The sequence below is a fragment of the Fructilactobacillus sp. X2R1C1 genome, assembly GCF_059901435.1.
Window position 1 is genome coordinate 210525 of sequence record NZ_JBWXUV010000001.1, and the last position, 19466, is coordinate 229990.

19 protein-coding genes are annotated in these 19466 nt (G+C 41.9%); 8 read left to right on the forward strand and 11 right to left on the reverse strand.

Going from position 1 to position 19466, the window contains the following annotated elements; all coding sequences use genetic code 11:
• Positions 1-85: 85 nt before the first annotated feature.
• Complete coding sequence (locus AC6UDG_RS00930) at positions 86-934, forward strand: hypothetical protein (RefSeq protein WP_500706136.1); 849 nt, start codon at positions 86-88, stop codon at positions 932-934.
• Between the two features lie 62 nt (positions 935-996).
• On the opposite strand, the gene AC6UDG_RS00935 is transcribed toward AC6UDG_RS00930, so the two are convergent.
• Positions 997-1149: a hypothetical protein gene (locus AC6UDG_RS00935; protein WP_500698854.1), complete on the reverse strand. Its 153-nt coding sequence runs from the start codon at positions 1147-1149 to the stop codon at positions 997-999.
• Between the two features lie 27 nt (positions 1150-1176).
• On the reverse strand, positions 1177-1704 hold the full coding sequence (locus AC6UDG_RS00940) for a DUF308 domain-containing protein (RefSeq protein WP_500695492.1): 528 nt from the start codon (positions 1702-1704) through the stop codon (positions 1177-1179).
• Between the two features lie 247 nt (positions 1705-1951).
• On the opposite strand from AC6UDG_RS00940, the gene AC6UDG_RS00945 reads away from it, so the two are divergent.
• Genes AC6UDG_RS00945 through AC6UDG_RS00960 form a run of 4 tightly spaced genes read left to right on the forward strand, consistent with a single transcriptional unit; the run spans position 1952 to position 4774 of the window.
• Positions 1952-2329 carry a helix-turn-helix transcriptional regulator gene (locus tag AC6UDG_RS00945; RefSeq protein WP_500698855.1) on the forward strand — a complete coding sequence of 126 codons (378 nt, stop codon included), beginning with the start codon at positions 1952-1954 and terminating at the stop codon, positions 2327-2329.
• 20 nt (positions 2330-2349) lie between these two features.
• On the forward strand, positions 2350-3225 hold the full coding sequence (locus AC6UDG_RS00950) for an ABC transporter ATP-binding protein (RefSeq protein WP_500698856.1): 876 nt from the start codon (positions 2350-2352) through the stop codon (positions 3223-3225).
• A 1-nt stretch (position 3226) separates the two neighbouring features.
• Complete coding sequence (locus tag AC6UDG_RS00955) at positions 3227-3985, forward strand: ABC transporter permease (RefSeq protein ID WP_500698857.1); 759 nt, start codon at positions 3227-3229, stop codon at positions 3983-3985.
• A gap of 18 nt (positions 3986-4003) precedes the next feature.
• A complete protein-coding gene (locus tag AC6UDG_RS00960) occupies positions 4004-4774 on the forward strand; it encodes an ABC transporter permease (RefSeq protein WP_500698858.1) in 771 nt (256 codons plus the stop codon).
• An 82-nt stretch (positions 4775-4856) separates the two neighbouring features.
• On the opposite strand, the gene AC6UDG_RS00965 is transcribed toward AC6UDG_RS00960, so the two are convergent.
• Positions 4857-5498, reverse strand: coding sequence for an NAD(P)H-binding protein (locus tag AC6UDG_RS00965; protein WP_500706137.1), 642 nt, complete (start codon positions 5496-5498; stop codon positions 4857-4859).
• Positions 5499-5515: 17 nt separating this feature from the next.
• The gene (locus AC6UDG_RS00970) at positions 5516-6715 is read right to left on the reverse strand and encodes an MFS transporter (protein WP_500706138.1); all 1200 of its coding nucleotides are present in this window, start codon (positions 6713-6715) and stop codon (positions 5516-5518) included.
• 227 nt (positions 6716-6942) lie between these two features.
• On the opposite strand from AC6UDG_RS00970, the gene AC6UDG_RS00975 reads away from it, so the two are divergent.
• The gene (locus AC6UDG_RS00975; protein ID WP_500706139.1) at positions 6943-8178 is read left to right on the forward strand and encodes an aminopeptidase; all 1236 of its coding nucleotides are present in this window, start codon (positions 6943-6945) and stop codon (positions 8176-8178) included.
• Positions 8178-9059, forward strand: coding sequence for a glycosyltransferase family 8 protein (locus AC6UDG_RS00980; RefSeq protein WP_500706140.1), 882 nt, complete (start codon positions 8178-8180; stop codon positions 9057-9059). The genes AC6UDG_RS00975 and AC6UDG_RS00980 overlap by 1 nt, the downstream gene beginning before the upstream one ends.
• 70 nt (positions 9060-9129) lie before the next feature.
• Here the strand turns inward: AC6UDG_RS00980 and AC6UDG_RS00985 are convergent, their stop codons facing one another.
• Positions 9130-10050 carry a prenyltransferase gene (locus AC6UDG_RS00985; protein WP_500706141.1) on the reverse strand — a complete coding sequence of 307 codons (921 nt, stop codon included), beginning with the start codon at positions 10048-10050 and terminating at the stop codon, positions 9130-9132.
• 23 nt (positions 10051-10073) lie between these two features.
• Complete coding sequence (locus tag AC6UDG_RS00990; protein WP_500693270.1) at positions 10074-10988, reverse strand: prenyltransferase; 915 nt, start codon at positions 10986-10988, stop codon at positions 10074-10076.
• Between the two features lie 105 nt (positions 10989-11093).
• Between AC6UDG_RS00990 and AC6UDG_RS00995 the strand changes: the two genes are divergently transcribed.
• Positions 11094-12071, forward strand: a complete 978-nt coding sequence (locus tag AC6UDG_RS00995; protein ID WP_500706142.1) for a polyprenyl synthetase family protein — start codon at positions 11094-11096, stop codon at positions 12069-12071.
• Between the two features lie 8 nt (positions 12072-12079).
• Here AC6UDG_RS00995 and cydC read toward each other — a convergent pair whose 3' ends face one another.
• From cydC to AC6UDG_RS01020, 5 genes are read right to left on the reverse strand one after another with little or no spacing between them, the layout of a single operon-like run.
• On the reverse strand, positions 12080-13819 hold the full coding sequence (gene cydC, locus AC6UDG_RS01000; RefSeq protein ID WP_500706143.1) for a thiol reductant ABC exporter subunit CydC: 1740 nt from the start codon (positions 13817-13819) through the stop codon (positions 12080-12082).
• Positions 13812-15554: a thiol reductant ABC exporter subunit CydD gene (gene cydD, locus AC6UDG_RS01005; protein ID WP_500706144.1), complete on the reverse strand. Its 1743-nt coding sequence runs from the start codon at positions 15552-15554 to the stop codon at positions 13812-13814. The genes cydC and cydD overlap by 8 nt, the downstream gene beginning before the upstream one ends.
• A gap of 20 nt (positions 15555-15574) precedes the next feature.
• Entirely contained in the window at positions 15575-16600 is a 1026-nt protein-coding gene (cydB, locus tag AC6UDG_RS01010) for a cytochrome d ubiquinol oxidase subunit II (RefSeq protein ID WP_500693274.1), read from the reverse strand.
• Positions 16597-18036: a cytochrome ubiquinol oxidase subunit I gene (locus AC6UDG_RS01015; protein ID WP_500693275.1), complete on the reverse strand. Its 1440-nt coding sequence runs from the start codon at positions 18034-18036 to the stop codon at positions 16597-16599. The genes cydB and AC6UDG_RS01015 overlap by 4 nt, the downstream gene beginning before the upstream one ends.
• A gap of 26 nt (positions 18037-18062) precedes the next feature.
• A complete protein-coding gene (locus AC6UDG_RS01020) occupies positions 18063-19241 on the reverse strand; it encodes an NAD(P)/FAD-dependent oxidoreductase (protein WP_500706145.1) in 1179 nt (392 codons plus the stop codon).
• Positions 19242-19466: the final 225 nt, after the last annotated feature.

Below are 19466 nucleotides of genomic sequence, written 5' to 3' on the forward strand. Positions count from 1 at the left end.
ACGCTCACGATAGTACAAACATTTAGAAAATTGAGTTTAATTGGGTGTAAAATAGATACCAGAAGAACTAATAAAGGGGAATTTCATGTTAAAAAAACTTGTCAAGACGCGTCAATTCAAAACGTTATCGTTAGAATTCGTGGCGTATGCTTTCGTCATTTTAGACTTACTCTATTATGAAGCTTTTCACCTGTCGGCTGAAATCAGTCTGATTTTCATTTTTATGGCGGTTCCAATGGCCTTCTTTGAGGCAAAGGGGAAGGGTTATCAGTGGTCGTGGTTAGCGGCTTCGACCTTGATTTGTGGAGCAGCCGCTTCGGTGATGAATCGGCCGTACTTTGTGTTGGCCGTGCTGTTCTTCACAGCCGTCTACGCCTTCATGATTTATCACCCGATTAGTCTGTATCCTAAGTTTTGGATGATGTTAATCTACTGGATGGTGTTCATCTTGGGATGCGACATCATCACGTGGACGGGACGCAAGATTAATATCGTGACCGAGAGTCATAAGCAGCTTTTGAGCGCTAATCTCGAGATTATTGGAATTACCCTGTTAGTGATGGTGATTTTGACGGCAATCGGCTACTTTTTGATTCATCAGCAGTTAGAACCCTTACTCATCAAAAACAGCATCATGTTCTGGATTAACGTGGTGTTGAGCGTCCTGTTGGTCATTCAGTCGGCGGTCGTGGTTTTCTGGCTGAAATTTGGACCGTTTCACCTTCACCTTGGTCCGCATTCCGTCATTGGTGGTTTTACAATGGTCGGCGGTAGTTTGATTGCCCTGCTGATCTACATTGAACTGGTTTTTATTATCATTAATTCGATTTGGTCGAGTTACACGATGGGGAAGTGGCAGGTCGTAAGTAGCTTTGTTTACTTAGACTTAGTGCTCGTGTTTATCATGTTGCTATTGGGAAACTCATTAATTTAAATAAAATTGACAAAAGAAAATGGCTTCACGTATTTGAGTACGTGAGGCCATTTTTGGTTTGCTTAACCTTTGAGATACCAATCAATTAGTGATTGGTCATCTGAATCGGGATCGATAATAATTTGACCCATATCATTAGTTTTAGTTTTTTGAGCCAGATTTTTATTCAACAGATTATTCCAAAAATGTTGGATTTTTTTATCATTATTTTCCATATGAATCCCTTTTAATTAATACCTAATTTAAAATGCCATTACCAATAACTTAATTCCTTCAACGATGAAGTAGATGCCGATGAAGATAATAACAACGGCGTTTGAAAGGTATGGGGTAAACAATAAGATAATTCCAATGATGATTCCGATGATTCCGGCCGTTACGATTAACCAGTAGTAACGTTTGGCTGACTTCTGTTGTGCTTTGGTTGCCGAGTAGATGCTTAGACCAGAGTCAACGATGAACCAGATCGCAAAGGCAATGGCGATGAGGTAGAAGCCAAATGAGCGGCTGAATAATAGGATCAGACCAATGATGATATCGATAATTCCATTAATGATAATCAAATATCCCGAAACATCAAAGTTCTTTTGCAGTTGATGATGAAGCACCAAGTGATACAGGCCAATGCAGAGTGCCACGATTCCTAAAATAACGGCTAGTGCCTGCAGTGTGGCAAATGGTTTGATGAAGACAAAGAGTCCAGCGGCAACAAAGATAATTCCCGCAATTAGGGCCCATCCATCAAAACCTTTTTCTTTTTCATTAAACATATAAAACGCTCCCTTTATTTAAAGCTATTACGTGGTCAATTATAACGTAGTTTGTGGGGAATGGTGAAAATAAAAAACTGATAAATGCACGTGGATAGTGTGTGGTTTGGGAACAGTTATGCACCTAACTATGCAAACATTAATTAACATAATTCCACTTTAGAAGTGCTATTCCTTATAAAGGAGTGCTTTATTATTCTTCTGTCTACGGTATATTTAAATTAATAAAACTTAAAGGAGTACATAAATGAAAATTATTTTTGCTCAGCAATTACAAAAATTACGAAAAGAAAAGGGAATTTCTCAAGAAGAGTTGGCAAATGATTTGTACGTGACCCGTCAAACAGTTTCGAAATGGGAACTTGGCGAAACTACTCCAAATTTAAATACAATTGAGAAAATTGCCAAAATTTTTCAAATTCCGGTAGAGGTGTTGTTATTTGGAGATAAACCAGATAATAATTCATCTAATCAAAATGGATACGATTCTCCTCAAAACGTTAACGAAAGATATCATCCGATTAATAATGTGTGGGAATTCTTAGCTAGATATTGGTGGATTGTTTTAATTTTGATTTTAGTAACTGGATTTGTGTTTACTGTCGCAGAAATGTTCCATAGTTAGGTTTATAGAGAGGAATTGGTATGCTTTCAGTAAAAGATATTAGTGTTTCTTTTGGAAAAAATCATGTTTTGAAAAATGTTTCGTTTGAAGTTAAATCTGGTGAAATTGTAGGTTTAATCGGTCCCAATGGAGCTGGTAAAAGTACGATTATGAAAACAATTTTAGGTCTTCTAAAGTTTAAAGGATCAGTTTCTTTAAATGGTCAAAGTGTCACCACCACTAACCATATTGCACTGAAAAAAGTGGGAGCGTTGGTTGAAAATCCAGCTATTTATCCATTTTTAACAGGGCTGGAGAACCTTAAATTATATAGTAAAGATTCAACGGATATGCATCATATTGTTTCGTTATTAGAGATGGATTCATACATTGACCAAAAATCTAAAAATTATTCTATTGGAATGAAACAAAAATTGGGGATTTCAATTGCTTTATTAAATAAACCTGATTTAGTTATTTTGGATGAGCCAATGAACGGTTTAGACATTGAAGCTACCATTGGCGTTAGAAAGATCATTAGGGAATATGCCCAAAATGGTACTGCCTTTTTAATTTCTAGTCATATCTTATCAGAATTACAAAAAGTCATGACGGATATTTTAATTTTAAAAAATGGCAAAATAATTTTAAGTAAGTCATTGCAAGAAATTTTTGAAACTAATGATCAAAAATACCGATTAATTACACGAAATATGAATAAGACAAAAGATATCTTAAAGAAATTCAAAATTGATTTTATTGATGAGAATGATTTTTATGTAATTAATCGAAACAATTTGGATAAAATTCAAGAAATTTTGGCTGATAATAGTATTTATCTTGAAGAGTTGACCCCTGATAATGGTAATTTGGAAAAAATTGTAGTCCAAATTCTGGAGAAAGAAGGGGTTCAATAGAATGATTGCCAGTTTACGACATGAATTTTATAAATTCATTCACCAAAGGTTACCTTTATATGGAATTGCGGTTTTGTTTGTTTTAATGCTTTACAGTGCCATAACGAGAAATAATGACAATTTAGTGGTTACGCAAGGTTTCGGTATGGGGCAATGGTCCATCGTGATTTTAATTGCGATTGCGTCTGATTTTATTGCTATTGAATACCGTAACCATACTATTAGTACTCTGTTTTATAAAACTTCTAATAAATTCAAGATTTATTTATCTAAGTTTATGATTGTGATGTTTTATGGAATAACTTTATTAGGACTTGGTTCCTTGTTAACTTTGATATTTACGTTCTTTTTAGCTAATCAAGAATTTTCCTGGTTTTCGCTTGTTAATGATCAACATACTGTTTTAATTTCCCTCTTATTGAATGTCGTTGGTTATCTATTGTATATGATTTTTGTGATTGCACTTGCTTTTCTTCTTATTGTTTTAACTCAAAATGAATCGTTTGTAATTGCGATGGGATTATTAATCGTGTTTTTAGGATCGAATATCTCAACCGCCATCATGAAAAGCATTCCGACTTCAGTCAATTTTATAAAATGGAATCCGTTGAATATGATTTATGTAATTAATCAATTATCTAATAAAAAGTACTTTCTATTTTCAAATTTAAGTAATGTTCAACTAATAATAGGCACACTTATTTATGGACTAGGATTTTTCGTTGTTGGATATTTTATTTTTAAGCATCGACGGATTTAAATTGGAGGGGATCTAGTTATGATACGTTGTTTACATCAGGAACTTTATAAAAGTATTCATCGAAAAATTGTTTATATTGCACCATTTTTAATTCCCGTTTATATGGTCATTGTTAAGATGGCTTCTGGTAATCAACAAAATAATTTGTTAGCTATGACAAATGACGATTCTAATCAGATTATTCCCTTAGTGTTAATCATTGTCTGTTCGACACTTTTTACGATGGAGTATCAGAATAATGCGATTTTAACGATCCTTTATAAAGCTCCGCAAAAAGCTGACGTTTATTTTGCTAAGGTACTGATTGCATGTAGTTATGCGATAATATTACATTTATTTTCAATAATTTGCTTTTTTATTTTCCAGTTAGTTCCGTTTACTTCTTTGTCGATAAATTGGTTAGATTTATATCAATATCACAGTCCGTTAATTATAAATATGATTATTTTTAATTTAGTGGATTTGGTTGCATCTTTATTGATAATTAGTTTGGTATTTATTGCATCGTGTATTATTAATTCAAATGCGGTAGTTATTACAACTAATATTCTCATCGTTTTGATTGGTCAATTCGTCTCAGGCAATTTAGTAGATAAAAGTAATTCATTTTCTAATATATTAAAATGGAATCCCTTTAATATGCTGAACTTGACTAATCAATATTATAACTATGGAACTTATCATTTAACAACTCTTTTGAGCAATGGTCAATTAGTGATTGGAACATTGGGATGGTCACTCACATTTTTAGTGTTAGGATACATAATTTTTCAGAGAAAAAGTTTTTGATTAATATTTTTTCTAAATAACGAAAAATACCTTTAGATTGGATTGATAAAATCCATCTAAAGGTATTTATATTGTTTAATTTTTAATAAAATGAAGGCTTGGAAAGATCCTCAGTACCAGGCTCAACCACGCCAATGTCTTCACGTTGGTACTTGCTTGGGTCTTCAATGATGCTGACAATTAACTTGGCAATGGCCTCCCGGGTGACTTGCGCACCCTTAAACGGTTTACCAGCGGGAATAACTTCGTATTTCTCGTTGTTCTTGTCGTTATAAAGCCAGGTCATCTTCAAGTAGGTGTAGTCGATGTCGGAGTTAAGCAGCTCCTTATAAGCCTTCTTGGGATCAGCGTAGGTACTACCAATCATCTCGTTGTTCCACTTCTTAAATGGTCCAATGACCGTATCGTCAACGTCCAATAGACCAGCCACGATTAAACGTTTAACGTCTGCTTGGTCCATGGCTTTGATAACGGAACTCATTGCCTCAGCGTGAGGGACATCCGAAAAGACGATGTCTTGGTCCTTCATGACGCTTGTCAAGGTTTCATCATCATTGATGTCACCGTCAACGACAGTTTCTCGTTTGGGGTCACTGACAGTTAACCGACTTTTAGCGTTACGAGCTAGTAGGGTCATGTCAACGTCGGTGTCCTTTAGTAATTTTTGAATTACGATGCTAGGAATTTGTCCTGCGGCACCTAAGATTAGTACTTTTTTTGCCATATGCAATTCCTCCGTTTCTATTCATCACTTTTGACGCCCTTAGTGTGACGCATTTCGTAACGAACTACAAATGTTATGAACGCCGAAAACAGTAAAATAATGGCGACAATCGTGTAGGGATAGTGCGGGTTAATGTCCATTAGAACCCCGGAAAAAATGGGTCCGATGATGTTACCAACACTGGTTAGTGACATGTTTAAGCCGTTGATTAATCCCTGATTATTCTTGCCAAAACGGGTCAGAAGTGTTGTAATGGCAGGCCTTAAGACGTCAAAAGCACAGAAGACCACTAGGGTCGCAATGATGACTTCGATTTTGCTGTGAGCAAACAGAATCCAGACGATACAGATGGAACTGAGGATGAAACAGTCACGAATCAGCCCCAGTTCACCGCGCATTCTGACCAAGCGGTCAAAGAAAACGACCTGAAGGACGAGAGAAATCATTCCGTTAATGATTAGGACGACGGCAATGTTATCAAGGGTAAAGTGAAAGACCTGATTCACGTAGATCGTATAGATACTTTCAAAGCCCTGCAGACCAAATGATGAGATTAAAATCATGGCGAAGAGAGCAATCATGGCACCGTTTAGGATGGACTTCAAGCCCTTTTCGGTAATGTGGACCTCTTCCATGACGGGACTTTTTTGGTTGGTCTGTTTGATGTGCTTGGGAAGTCCCACCACGAAGAAGATGACGGCGATAATGCCAAGGACGCCTGCAAACCAGAACGGTGTTTTGTACCCAAACTTGGCAAGTGCACCACCAATCCCGGGACCGATGATTAAACCACCACTAAAGGCAGCCGATAGCAGGCCAATGACCTTGGCCCGTTGTTCAGAAGACGACAGGTCAGCGGCCATTGCCATGGACGTTGGCACCACCATGGCGGCCGAAATTCCACCAATTAGTCGGGAAATATCGAATAACAGCAGCGTGTTAGAGGCCGCAAACATCATTTCCGAGACGGAATAAAGAACGAGTCCTCCAGCCAGAATCGGTGCTCGTCCAATCTTGTCTGAAATCCGGCCCACAAACGGCGATCCGATGAACTGAGCTAAGGCGTATAGTGAAGTCATGGTTCCCATCTGAGCGGTGGTTAAATGATATTCGTTTTTAATGAAAGGTTCGACTGGAATTACCAGACTCATCCCTAAACAAATGATAAAGTTCGCAATAATCAGGATGAAAATTGCTCGTTTGGCAGCTTTTGACACGTCGTTCCCTCCCATTTCGTTAAGTAATATCATCCATTTTAGCACGGTATCACGCGCTTGCTCCAGTCCCTTTCTGAGAAATTGTGAAGTCAGATAAGTTGAAAAGCCGTGGCTTCGGACTTACATTCCGTAAGTTAAATTTTGATTGCAAAGCGTTACACTTATTAATTGTAATTGAAAATAAAAATCAATAGAATGGATGCAACGAGAGAAGAAGGGATGATTACATGAAGAAGGAAGAATTAGATCGTAATTTAAAAAAGTATGCGGAACTGATTGTCAAGGTGGGAGTAAACGTCCAACCGAACCAGACGGTCGTTCTGTATATCTCTGATCATCACCAGGACTTGGCCCACATGATTGTGAAAGAAGCCTATAAAGCTGGGGCCGCCGATGTGATGCTTAAGTGGGACGATACCTTTGTTTCTAAGCAGTTCTTAGAACATGCCAGTGACGAACGGTTGGAAAACATTCCACAGTACATGGTTGATGAGGCCAACTACATCGTTGACAAGCATGCCGCACGGATTTCGGTTCTATCTGAAGACCCGGCGGCGTTTGCCAAAATCGATCCCAAACGAGTTGCTACAAACTCTGCTGCCATGGGAAAAGCCACCAATGCAGTCCGCGTAGCAACCCAGAATAATGACCTGACTTGGACGGTAGTAGGAGCTGCTGATAACGCATGGGCGAAACAAGTTTTCCCAGATTTACCAGAGGACGAAGCGGTTGACAAGTTGTGGCGCGAGATTTTCAAAACGGCTCGAGTTGATAACGACGACCCCATTCAGGCTTGGAAGGACCACAAAGATCAACTCCAAGAAAAGGCAGCTTGGTTAAATGAGGAACAGTTTGACACACTGCAGTACCATTCCCCACGAACTGACATGGAGGTTGGATTACCCAAGCACCACGTCTGGGTCGGAGCTGGCAGTACCAGTGTTGATGGCATTAAGTTCATGCCCAACATGCCGACTGAAGAGGTCTTCACGGCTCCTGACAAACGCCGCATTAACGGTCACGTCACTTCGACGAAGCCGTTAAGCTATTCTGGCACTTTGATTGAAGACATGGAGTTCACTTTTAAGGACGGACAGGTCGTAAAGGCCACTGCCAAGAAGGGGCAAAAGACACTTGACCATCTCCTTGCCACCGATCCGGGAGTTCGTTCGCTCGGCGAAGTTTCACTGGTGCCGGATCCTAGTCCAATTTCACAATCGGGGATCATTTTCTACAACACCCTGTACGACGAAAATGCCAGTGATCACATGGCCCTGGGCGCTGCTTATCCATTCAGTGTTGTTGGTGGGACCGAGATGAGTCCCGCAGAACAAGACCAGGCCGGCTTGAACAGCAGTCAAGAACACGTTGATTTCATGATGGGTTCTGACGACATGAATATCGACGGTGTTAAGGCTGATGGGACGGTCGTTCCCGTCTTTCGTAACGGAGACTGGGCCTAGTGAAAAAACCAACTGAAGTGGCTCATCCGCTCACGGTTGCGTCCACCACTGACAACAACATGGCACTGCCACTAGCGATTAATTACACTTCTATCCTTTTAAACAATCCGGACGCGGATTTTGAGTTTTTTGTCGTCAACGATCATTTAAGTCCCAAAAATCAGAACTTAATTGCTACCCTCCCGAAGCTTTTTAGAAACTGTCGAACGGTGAAATTTTTAAAGCCCCACGAGGACCGCTACCAGAAGGCCAACACGGACGCCCCAAACAGCATCATCAAGCGCAATACTTACTACCGCATTGACATTCCGGAGGAAATTGACCGTTCCAGGATTCTCTATCTTGACGCTGATATGATTTGTGTGGGAAACATTGATGAACTTTATCACGCTGATTTAAATGGGAAGGTGATTGGGGCCGTTGAAAACGCTGGTTATTTGGACCGCCTGCGTGAGATGGGAGTCAGTGAGAAAGCTGGCCACTACTTTAACGCCGGCTTGTTACTAATTGATACCAAGAAATGGCGTAGCGCTGGTATTTCACAAAAAGCACGCAGACTTGCGAATGACCATCCGGAAATGTTGCGGTTTCAGGACCAGGATGCCTTAAATGCCATTTTTAACGGTGATTGGCAGGCATTACCCTCCAAGTACAACGTGCAAAGTAACCTTATTAAGGGCAAGTACCGCAAAAGTCAGACGACGGACGGTCAGCGTTCTCAAGTAGAGGCGTTGGATCATCCCGTCATTGTGCACTACACAAACTTCGATAAGCCGTGGATTGTCAAGGTGGATCATCTGCATCCCTTGAGAAGTCTGTATGATGAGTACCAAAATAAATTACTGAATCAACTAGCGTGGTACGTTAGTAATCATCACTAGTTTTAGACCTAAAAAAGCACTTCAGAATTTTCTGAAGTGCTTTTAGTTTATTTAAAGAAGTGCTTTTGGTTTATTTAAATAGGTAGATGATAATAGTGCCAATCATGTAGGTCAAAATGTATAACATAACGATCAGGGAAGTGTTTTTAACGATGACGTTATAAATTTCTCCCTTGTTTTGATTGAAGTTGAACACTTTGACTTTGGTCCAAACGTAAGGATAAATTAGAATGGTCAGTAGGGCAAAGTAAGGAACGATGCCGACTGCCAAAGAAAGAATCGGAATTACGATGATTGAGAGCCAGTAGACCAAGTCAAACACCTTAATGGCGTTCTTTTTCCCGATGTAGTCGACTAACGTATGACGGTTATTACCAATGTCTTGTTCGAGGTCACACGTGTCGTTTGCGAGTTGAATGATGAAGAAGAGGATAAACGGTAGTAGTGTCACCAAAAAGGCGTCCAGCACACTCATAAGGGTGAAGTTCCATCGGTGGATGCTTCCCATGTACATGTAAATCAGCGGAACAAAGAACGGAATTAATGTGGCAACCGCTAACTCACAGAATGGAGTAGCGTCTAGAGGCTTCGGACCCGCCGAGTACGCCAGTCCCAATAGAAAACCAATTACACCGATCATTAAGGTAGGCCATCCGGTAAAGTAACTCAGGATCAAACCGGCGATGATAATGAAAGCGGCAAAACCGTACAACCAGTGCCGAATCATCGTGAGACTCAGATGATTACTCCCAATGGTGCTCGTACTGTGCTTGTAGTCCGTCTTGTCGGTGGCGTGTTCGTAGTCTTCGAGGTTGTTCTGCATGTTTAAAAAGAGGTGCAGGGCGATGACAATCACGAAGGCACAGATGGCATACAGCCAGTTAAACGAGCCGTAGTAATAATAAGAAAAACTAGCCGCAAGTATGAGCCAGGTCACGTCCAGCGGTGTTGTGTAAATCTCAGTTAGTTGATAAAAATACTTCCAGGTCATGATTTACCTCCAGTGTAAATGAATTAAAGAAAGATTTTGATGATGGTTCCGATCATGTAAGTAATGATATACAACCCCATTAACATTGTCACCCCACCAACGATTTGATGATAGACTTCCTGCTTGTTCTGGTTGGTTTGAAAAACTTTAACTTTCTTCCAGGCCAGCGGATAAGCCAAAATAATTAAATTTGAAATGATTGGGACGTATCCAAAGAAGGATAAAATTGGTATGATTAAGATTGTCAACCAGAAAACAATTGTAAATAATTTAATTGCGTCTGATGGTCCGATGTAATACACCAGGGTGTAGCGATGATTCCCAATGTCTTCTCTTAGGTCACAGGTGTTGTTGGCGAGTTGGGTGATGTAGGCAAGCACAAACAGGAACATGGTGACCAAAAAGACGTCGACGATACTGTCCCAGGAAAAGTGAAAGCGATGAATGCTTCCTAGATAGACGTAGACCAGCGGGTCAAAAAACATGATGAGCATGCCGGTCGCAAGTTCACAAAATGGGGTGGAGTCCACTGGTCTTGGACCCGCCGAGTAGGCTAGTCCGAGGCCAAAGCCGATGATGCCGATGATTAGTGTCGGCCAACCGGTGAGGTATGCGAGCGTGAGTCCAAGGACGGCGACAATTATCCCCATTATTACGACCCATTTCCAGATCATCCGGGTACTTAGGTGGTACTTACCAATGATACTGGTGGCGTGCTTGTAGTCGGTCACGTCGGTTGCGTGTTCGTAGTCTTCCAGGTTGTTATGTAGGTTTAAAAACAGATGCATCAAGAACACGATGAAGAAGGCCCAGATGGCATACAGCCAGTTAAAGGAACCGTAAAAGTAGTACGAAAAGCTGGCACAGAACAGTAGGATTAAGACGTCGACTGGGGTGGTGTACATCTCGGTTAGTTGATAAAAGTATTTCCACTTCATTGTTTTGCCTCCGAAAGTCATTGTTAATGTTATTATTATTAAGGATAATGCTGTTATTATAGTACCATGAAAATATCGTAAGGTTACCATAAAAAAGGAAAAGACATGAAAACAACCATTTGGAATAAATTTCCTGAAATTGAATCTGAACTGGTTCAAGTTCAATCACTCATAAGTAAAGAGATTCAGGTTCCTGAGGCCGAGTTTAAACGGGGAATCGAAGAACTAATTAACGGAAACGGCAAGATGCTAAGGGCGGCGCTCCTGTTAATCGCGGGTAACTTTGGCACGGAAGCAGTTGAGCGAGAGAAACTCCTCCAGGCCGCCGCTTCAATTGAGGTCATTCATTTGGCTTCTTTGGTCCACGATGACGTCATTGACCAATCGGACCTAAGACGGGGGGAAGATACATTAAACGCTCAATTTGGCCAGCGCGAAGCGATCTACCTGGGTGATTACCTGTTCACGAAATACTTTGAAATGCTTTTGGACTACGCCCCGAGTTTTGATAATTTGCGTTACAACGTTGAAAGCATGAAGGACGTCTTGTTTGGCGAGTTGGCCCAAGACGAAAGTAAGTATGATTTAGACCGAAGTGAACAGGACTACTTTGATTCGATTCAGGGAAAGACGGCGGAACTCTTCAAAGTGGCGATGGGGGAAGGTGCCATTCTGTCGATGGCCGACGATGACACCGTCCAGATTGCTGAGCAGATTGGTTTGAACTTTGGGATGGCGTTTCAGATTCGAGACGACCTCCTGGACTTTGAGCCAGACGTTGAAACCGAAAAGCCCACTCTGCACGATGCCAGTGAGGGCGTGTATACCTTGCCCGTCATTGAAACTTTCAAGACCGCTGACGGTCCGAAGTTAAAAAAAATCCTAAAAAAAGACCAGCTTAAAAAAGCTGATCTAAAAGAAATTGCTAAAATTGTGAGTGACAGTGGCGGAATGCAAGCGGCGCGTCAGATTTATACGCAGTACTTAGACGACGCTTTTGACCTAATTGCGCAGTTACCACAATCTGAGAGTACCGCTGTTCTTAAAACCATCATTTCGGAATTGTTTCAGTATTCTAAATAACCGAATAATTACTTCCCAACGTCCATTGCGTACAGTCTACGATAACGGGCGTTATTTTTATACAATGCTTGCGGATTTCCTTCCATTTTGATGACGCCGTTTTCAAGGAAGATAACCTCATTCATTTCGTCTAAGCCTTGAAGGTGATGGGTAACCCAAATCATGGTTTTGTCTTTTAAAACTCGACTGATGGTGTTAATCAGGTTATTTTCGGTAATCGGGTCCAGTCCCACCGTAGGTTCATCGAGTAGGACAATTGGATTGTCCTGCAAGAGGATGCGGGCGAGCGCAATTCGTTGCCGCTGTCCGCCAGAGAATCTGATCCCGTTTTCCTTGACGTTCGTTTCATAGCCGTCTGGTAGTGATTCAATGTAATCGGACAATCCTACGGCCTTGATGGCTTTTTTGACGTCTTCGTCAGTAGCGGTTTCGTTTCCGATTCGAACGTTGTTTAAGACCGACGTGTCAAATAGAAACGGACTCTGATCCAGCACACTGAACCACTTGTAACTGTCAGACTCAAACTTATAGGCGTCGATGTTGTTGATTAAGACGTGTCCAGTCGTTGGCGTAAGTGCTCCGGTTAAAAGCTGCAAGAGGGTCGTCTTTCCAACTCCGCTGGGTCCGATGATTGCTAACTTGTGGTGTTTATCAATCTTAAATGAGACGTCTTTGATGATGTCATTTGCGTCGTCCTGGTAGTGAAAAGTCACGTGATCGAGTTTAATGGAGTTAAAGTCAGCTGGGGCGGGCAGCTTTTCGTCTGAGACGTACGGTTGCTTCTCTTCGTCTGAAAGTTGATTCAAGTGGACCACCGAATCACTGTACATTGGCCACTCTTCTAAGGCTTGAGAGACCGGTACGAAGGCATCCATCAGCGGGAAGATTCCCATGACGAAGGCGGCCGCGTAGTTAACGAGTTCCTGTGACCCCTTGAAGTACAGGTTAGACCAAAGCAGGGTCCCGATGATGACGATTGCGAAGACCACTTTAATGAGAAATTCACGATTCCACTCAAATAAGTGGGTCTGATCGTTAGACTTGGCAATCTTCGGGTCGTTTTTTCTGACATGATTAAGAAAGCCCTTTTCTCGACCGGAAATCATCCAGTCCGCGATTCCAAGGGTTGAATCCGTCAGATTTTCATAAGACTGGTGGAGAAGCGACTTCTGGTATTCCTTAGAAGCCCCCCGCATGGCCTCAGAGGCAAGTGGAACAAAGAACAAGATGATGGTAAACGCAACGAACATGAAGATGGCGTAGGGCCAACTAATGATGCCTAAGGCCACAATGATGATGATACCCGTGATGTAGGCCACAAGGGTTGGAAATATGGTTCTCAGGTACAGGTTTTCAAGGTGGTCAATGTCGTCGGCTAGGACACCCAGTAAATCACCGGTCTGAAATTTCTCACTCAAAAAAAGGGCGGATGATTCCAGGGTAGTGTAGAGCCGTTTTCGAAGGGCAGACGTTACCTTTAAGACCCAGTTATGACTGTTTAGTCGCTCTAAGTACTTAAAGACCGGTCGGCCAATTCCGAAGGCCCGTGTTAAGATGACCGGAACGTAAACGATCAGGATGTTGTAGGGATGAGTGGCCGAACGACTAATTAAGTAGCCGGCAACGAACATCAATCCAATCCCACACCCAAAGGTCAAGACGCCGAGAAAGAAGACCCAGAATAACAAGACCTTGTACTTGGTCAGGTATGGTTTAATCCACGTATCGTTTTTAAGTAGTTTACGCATTGTTTCCACCTCGAATCTCACTAATCAATTGCTTGTAGGCTCCGTTTTGGTTGGATAATTCAGTTTGAGTTCCCTGTTCAACGATCTTGCCATCTTCCATGACTAGAATGTAGTCCATTTCGTTCATCCAATGAAGTCTGTGGGTCGCAAAGATGACGAGGTGGTCTTTGAAGATCGGAACCATGGTTTGTTTTAGTTGATATTCGGTTTCAATGTCCAAATGGGCGGTTGGTTCATCTAACAGGAGAATGGTTCGCTCGGTATCAAGTAAGGTTCGGGCCAGGGCAATCCGTTGGGCCTGACCACCACTAATGCCTCTGCCACCTTCGCCAATCTTGGTGTTGGCCTTGTCGGGGAGGCCATCGACAAACTTAGACAGGCCCGCTTTTTCGATGGCGGAGTTAATGGCGTAAGCCTTAGCATCGGGTTTATAAAAGGCGATGTTTTGGGCAATGCTTCCGGCAAAGATGTATGGATCCTGGGGGATGTAACTGATGTGCTTCTGCCATTCCGATTGAGCGAGACTGTCAATTGCTTGACCGTCAACGTTGAATGGGAGATGACCGTTTTCGTTGGTTGGAGACAGCCAGCCTCCAAGGAGGTTTAAAAGCGTGGACTTCCCTGAACCAGACCGACCCACGATTCCGATGTTAACGAATCCGTTCAGATTGAAATTGGCATCAGCGATATTGTCCTCCTTTTGGTCGTAACTGAAGTTTAAGTCACTAACCTTTAAGGTACTGTCCTTAGTCCAGTTGTGAAAGTTGGTTAGTTTAATTTTGCTGGTTGGACTTGGTAAATCCAGAATCTTGTTAATGTCAATCAGGGCATTTTTGCCGTCCAAAGTGGCATGGTAGTCATTTCCGTAATCTCTGACCGGTAAAAAGTAGTCCGGGCAGAGAATTAGGATGATTAGGGCTGGAAGCAATGTCACCGTTCCATTAATTAATTTCACACCTAATAAGACGGCCACGATGGCAATTGACATGGTCGTAAAGAAGTCGAGGGCAAACGTCGATAGTAAAGCGACTCTTAACACGCTCATCGTGCTCTTTCGGTAATTTTCACTAACCCGATAGATGTTATCTCCGTAGGATTTACTGAGGCCAAAGAGTTTGAGGGTCTTAAGTCCCCGCATGCTGTCGATGAAGTTATTGGACATCTCTTTAAAGCCAGAATACTGTCGGTCAGATTTAGCCTGAGCGGCGAGTCCTAGAATAATCATGAACAAGATGATTACCGGAAAGACCAGTAGCATCACGACCGCTGAGAGCCAGTTAACGAAGAAACAGTACAAAAGGATGATCCATGGAATGATCGCCAGGTTAATGGTCTTCTGCAAGATGAGGTTAAGGTAGTTTTCGACCTTATCAATCCCTTCAAGTGCTAGGGTTACCATGTGACCTGATCCGATGTTTGAGACCATGGCGGGTCCTAGTTCGAATTCTTTTTGTAGGAGTTGTTCTTTTAACTGACTACTAGCCTGACTGGCAAATTTATCGGTAATTTGATTTTCAATTCTTGTGATCAGGTATCTTAATGCGAAAGCAACAAAAAAAGATAGCACAGGTATGGTTAACGCTGCTATCTTTTTTTGTTCCCAAGTAAGCACCATTGCCTGTGAGAGAAAAAGGGCCTCTAGAATGATAGCGACCGATTGAACGACTGCTAGAATACTTAGCTTGGCAATTAATTTTTTGACCCCAGGAATTGATAGAAGTTGTTTATCAAACATGTTTTATCAATCCTTAATTTTTAATATCCAGAATTGGCATCTTCCATATCTTTAAGCGAAATGCGATGCCATTGTGAGACGTAACTCCAGGTAAAGTAGATCGCGATGAGCGGTAGGAGGATACATGCCACGATGGTCATTACAACTAACGTATATGGTGATGAAGAAGCGTTTGCGATTGAAATCGTGTGAACTGGATCATTGGCACCCAATACGTTAGGGAATAAACCAATAAAGATCAGGATTACTAGTAAGGCGAGGGTACTGGTACTTGCAAGATAAGCTTGTACTTCATGACCAGAGCCACTAGCAATTTGACCCCAAATAGTTGTAGCAACGATTAATGCTAATACTACTACAGTTGAGACCAAATGTGTCTCGAAAAAGTTGGTTTGGAAATATAAAGCAATCACAACTAGAATTTCCACTGGGTATGCCAACCAGTACAGGTTGGATGCCATTGCTGAGGCGTGGTATCGAATTAAGCCCGCCGTGTGCAAGGAAATGTAGTGAAGGCCTTGGTAGAGACATAAGGCAGTTACCGTGATTCCACCAAGGATTGAAAGTGGGTTAACAACGTCGAAGAAGGTGACGTAGATGTTACCCTGACCGTCCATTGGCAAACTTTGAATCATGTCGGTAAAAAGCATTCCGAACAGGAAGGGGATGAAGACACTTCCGAAGAAGTTGGCCCACATCCATCGGTTTCGGCCCTTTTTGGTCTCTGCGTTTTCGGAGAATTCAAACGAGACACCCCGAAAAATTAGAGCCACCAGGATAAAGAATAGCAGGAGATAGAATCCGGAGAACAACGAGGCGTACCACATTGGCATCGCCGCAAACATTGAACCACCAGCGGCAACCAAAAAGACTTCGTTTCCACTCCAGTGGGGTCCAATCGTTCGAAGTACCAAAGCTGCTTCGTCGTAATTACTAGCCAGCAGTCTTGTTGACATTCCGGCCCCAAAATCAGCTCCATCGAGAATTAAGAACAGTGCGAACAGTAATCCGATTAAGAAATACCATAAAAGTTGTAATAAACTCATTTCTCAAAAGCCTCCTTTGAAAATGGATCTTCGGTATCGTAGCTCTCGTGATCGCCGACACCTTCAGGCCCCTTGTAAAGTGATTTTCGTGCGTAAATAAACATGAAGACACCCAAAGTGGCAAATAAGAAGAAGTAAATAATAATGGTAAAGAGCACGGAAGCCGCCGTCGTACTTGGCGAAACCGCTTTGGCAATTGGCAGTAATCCGTAGACAACCCATGGGTCACGACCTCTTTCGGTAACCAGCCAACCACAGGTGTTAATAATGAACGGTCCAAATGTTCCAACCGTCAGCAGTAGCGTCAACCACCACTGCTTCCCAATCGTATTCTTCTTTTTCCTTGAGAACCACAGTCCACAGATGGCTAAGAAAGCTAGTGTCATTGCACCAAATACCATGATTCTAAATGAGTAGAACAAGGTGTTTACTGGTGGGTAGTAGTTCATATCTTTGCCAAACTGACTATTCCACTTCTTGTGGAGCTTAGCGTTGGTTTCATTCATACCGGTAACTGATCCACTTAGCTTGTGGTAGGTCAAGATATCCATCATGTATGGAATCTCAATCTTGAAACTAGCACGGTGTTCATTAGTATGAGCGAATTCAACGGCCGTCCAAGCAGCTGGACTTTTAACGTTTTCAAATTCACCTTCAGCGGCGGCAAATTTCATTGGTTGTTGATGGCTTAAGTAAAGCATCTGTTGGTCTCCACTAAGGAAGCTACCGCAGACAGCAATCAAACCAACGACTAAACCAATTCGCATTGATTTTCTGAAGAAGTCGGGCCACTTCTTTCTAAAGATCATCCAAGCCGATGCACCAGCGACGATGAAACCACCGGTAACACAGGCTCCGAAGATCACGTGGGGAAATTCGTACCAGAGTTGTTGGTTGGTCAGGATGGCGCTAAAACTAGTCATTAAAGCGTGACCGGTCTTAGGGTCAATCCGGTAACCAACTGGATGTTGCATGAAACTGTTGGCTGATAGAATCCAAAGTGCTGAAATGGCTGACCCAAAGAAGACCAACCAAATCATCAGGGCGTGCCAAGCAGGTTTTAATTTGTCCCAGGTGAACATCCAAACCCCGATAAACGTTGATTCCAAGAAGAAGGCCAACAGAGCTTCGATGGCTAACGGCGCCCCGAAGATGTCACCCATAAATCTTGAGTAATCAGACCAGTTCATCCCGAACTGGAATTCTTGAATCAAACCAGTTACAACTCCGACCGCGAAACTAAGCAAGAAAATCTTACTCCAAAATCTCGTCATCGTCTTATAGACTGGTTTTTTGGTCACCGCATAGAAGGTTTCCATGATTGCAACGATCAATGCCAATCCAATTGACATTGGGACGAAGAAGAAATGGAAAATCGTGGTTTCAGCGAACTGAATCCGCGCTAGCGGCAAAACACTTAAACCTAAATTAAGCATTGTGAATAGTTCCTCCTTAAATCAATTTAACTTTCTAACATGGTCCGAATGTTTCCGAGTTCAAGTCCGTTCTTCTTGAAGATCATGTTCTTAAAGATTGGGACAATCCATCCCTTTAACTTAAAGGTCATGCCGAACATGTAAATTTCGGCAATTCCACTGTATGGGCCAAGTGAACAAACGGTTCCCATTGATTTGTAGTCGAACTTAATGGCGGGTTTACCATTTAGTTTGTTTAAGAAATCATTAACGGCAACGTCCGCTTCGTAGATGGAAATTTGACCAGTCGTTGGAAACATCCGATCGGACTTGTCATCTTTAACGGCTGAGACGTCGCCAATGATGTACTGGTTAGGAAAGTCGTCTAAGCTCATGTTCGTGTTAACGGCGACCCGGTTTCGTTTCTCGTTTGGATACTGTGAATCGGGAATAACGTCAGATCCCTTTACTCCAGCGGTCCAGAAGACTAAGTGAGATGGGATGAATTTATCATCTTTACCATAGTAAGCACCATCTGCCGTAATCTTTGACACAGTGTCACCCATGATGAACTTAACGCCCTTCTTTTCAAGGAAGTGTTGCGCGTAGTCACCGAGTTTTTTGTTAAACATTGGCAAAAAGCCCGGAGCGATACAGGTAATTTTGAACTCTTCTTTTTTGAAACCATACTTTTTGGCCCATTTTGGCACCATGTGCACGAGATCCCCTAAAAGTTCGATGCCAGTAAAACCACCGCCGACCACCACGATGTTCAAGAGCTTAGCATCCTTAAACTCATCGTAGGCATCCAAGGTGGTTTGAATCTTCTTGTAGTCAGCGACTGAGTTATCAATGTCACTGATCTGAAGCCCAAACTCGTCTGCACCCGGGGTGCCAAACGTTTCGGGTTCAAATCCAAGCGCATTGAACAGGTAGTCGTAACTTAAATCACCGTTGTTTTTTGTTTGGACCGTGTTATCTTTACCATTTACTTTAATAACTTCATCCTCTATGAAATGAATCTTAGGATTGATCATGTCGGTAATTCTAAACATGAGTCGTTCTGGTGCTTCATCTCCTGATGCGACCTTGTAGAGGCCGGTCGAGTCATAATGATAAGCATTTTTATTAACCAAGGTAATGTCTAGATTGGCCTTACTCTTAGCTAAAAGCTTGCAAGCCCTTAATCCAGCGAATCCACCGCCTAGTATTAAGACTTTTTTCATTATTAGGATCTCCTTTCAATACACACCTATTATTGTGTAAATCTTAACATTATTTTAACGCTAATGCTGACATTGTGTCACTCTTTTTATGAGGAAATTTTAATAAAATATTTATTGATTGATAAGAAAGGGAAATAAAATCGTTTTAGTACCGTCATTTGGGCATTAATAAGTGATGTTCCTTGCAAGTAATTTTGAGTTAGGCGATTATGAACGTAGTCTCAA

Coding starts and splice junctions, on each gene's coding strand:
- AC6UDG_RS00945 (WP_500698855.1), top strand. CDS start 1,952: ATGAAAATTATTTTTGCTCAGCAATTACAAAAATTACGAAAAGAAAAG.
- AC6UDG_RS00990 (WP_500693270.1), bottom strand. CDS start 10,988: ATGAAGTGGAAATACTTTTATCAACTAACCGAGATGTACACCACCCCA.
- AC6UDG_RS01020 (WP_500706145.1), bottom strand. CDS start 19,241: ATGAAAAAAGTCTTAATACTAGGCGGTGGATTCGCTGGATTAAGGGCT.
- AC6UDG_RS00975 (WP_500706139.1), top strand. CDS start 6,943: ATGAAGAAGGAAGAATTAGATCGTAATTTAAAAAAGTATGCGGAACTG.
- AC6UDG_RS00965 (WP_500706137.1), bottom strand. CDS start 5,498: ATGGCAAAAAAAGTACTAATCTTAGGTGCCGCAGGACAAATTCCTAGC.
- AC6UDG_RS00940 (WP_500695492.1), bottom strand. CDS start 1,704: ATGTTTAATGAAAAAGAAAAAGGTTTTGATGGATGGGCCCTAATTGCG.
- AC6UDG_RS00935 (WP_500698854.1), bottom strand. CDS start 1,149: ATGGAAAATAATGATAAAAAAATCCAACATTTTTGGAATAATCTGTTG.
- AC6UDG_RS00985 (WP_500706141.1), bottom strand. CDS start 10,050: ATGACCTGGAAGTATTTTTATCAACTAACTGAGATTTACACAACACCG.
- AC6UDG_RS01015 (WP_500693275.1), bottom strand. CDS start 18,036: ATGCTTAATTTAGGTTTAAGTGTTTTGCCGCTAGCGCGGATTCAGTTC.
- cydC (WP_500706143.1), bottom strand. CDS start 13,819: ATGCGTAAACTACTTAAAAACGATACGTGGATTAAACCATACCTGACC.
- AC6UDG_RS00960 (WP_500698858.1), top strand. CDS start 4,004: ATGATACGTTGTTTACATCAGGAACTTTATAAAAGTATTCATCGAAAA.
- cydB (WP_500693274.1), bottom strand. CDS start 16,600: ATGAGTTTATTACAACTTTTATGGTATTTCTTAATCGGATTACTGTTC.
- AC6UDG_RS00930 (WP_500706136.1), top strand. CDS start 86: ATGTTAAAAAAACTTGTCAAGACGCGTCAATTCAAAACGTTATCGTTA.
- AC6UDG_RS00955 (WP_500698857.1), top strand. CDS start 3,227: ATGATTGCCAGTTTACGACATGAATTTTATAAATTCATTCACCAAAGG.
- AC6UDG_RS00995 (WP_500706142.1), top strand. CDS start 11,094: ATGAAAACAACCATTTGGAATAAATTTCCTGAAATTGAATCTGAACTG.
- AC6UDG_RS00950 (WP_500698856.1), top strand. CDS start 2,350: ATGCTTTCAGTAAAAGATATTAGTGTTTCTTTTGGAAAAAATCATGTT.
- cydD (WP_500706144.1), bottom strand. CDS start 15,554: ATGTTTGATAAACAACTTCTATCAATTCCTGGGGTCAAAAAATTAATT.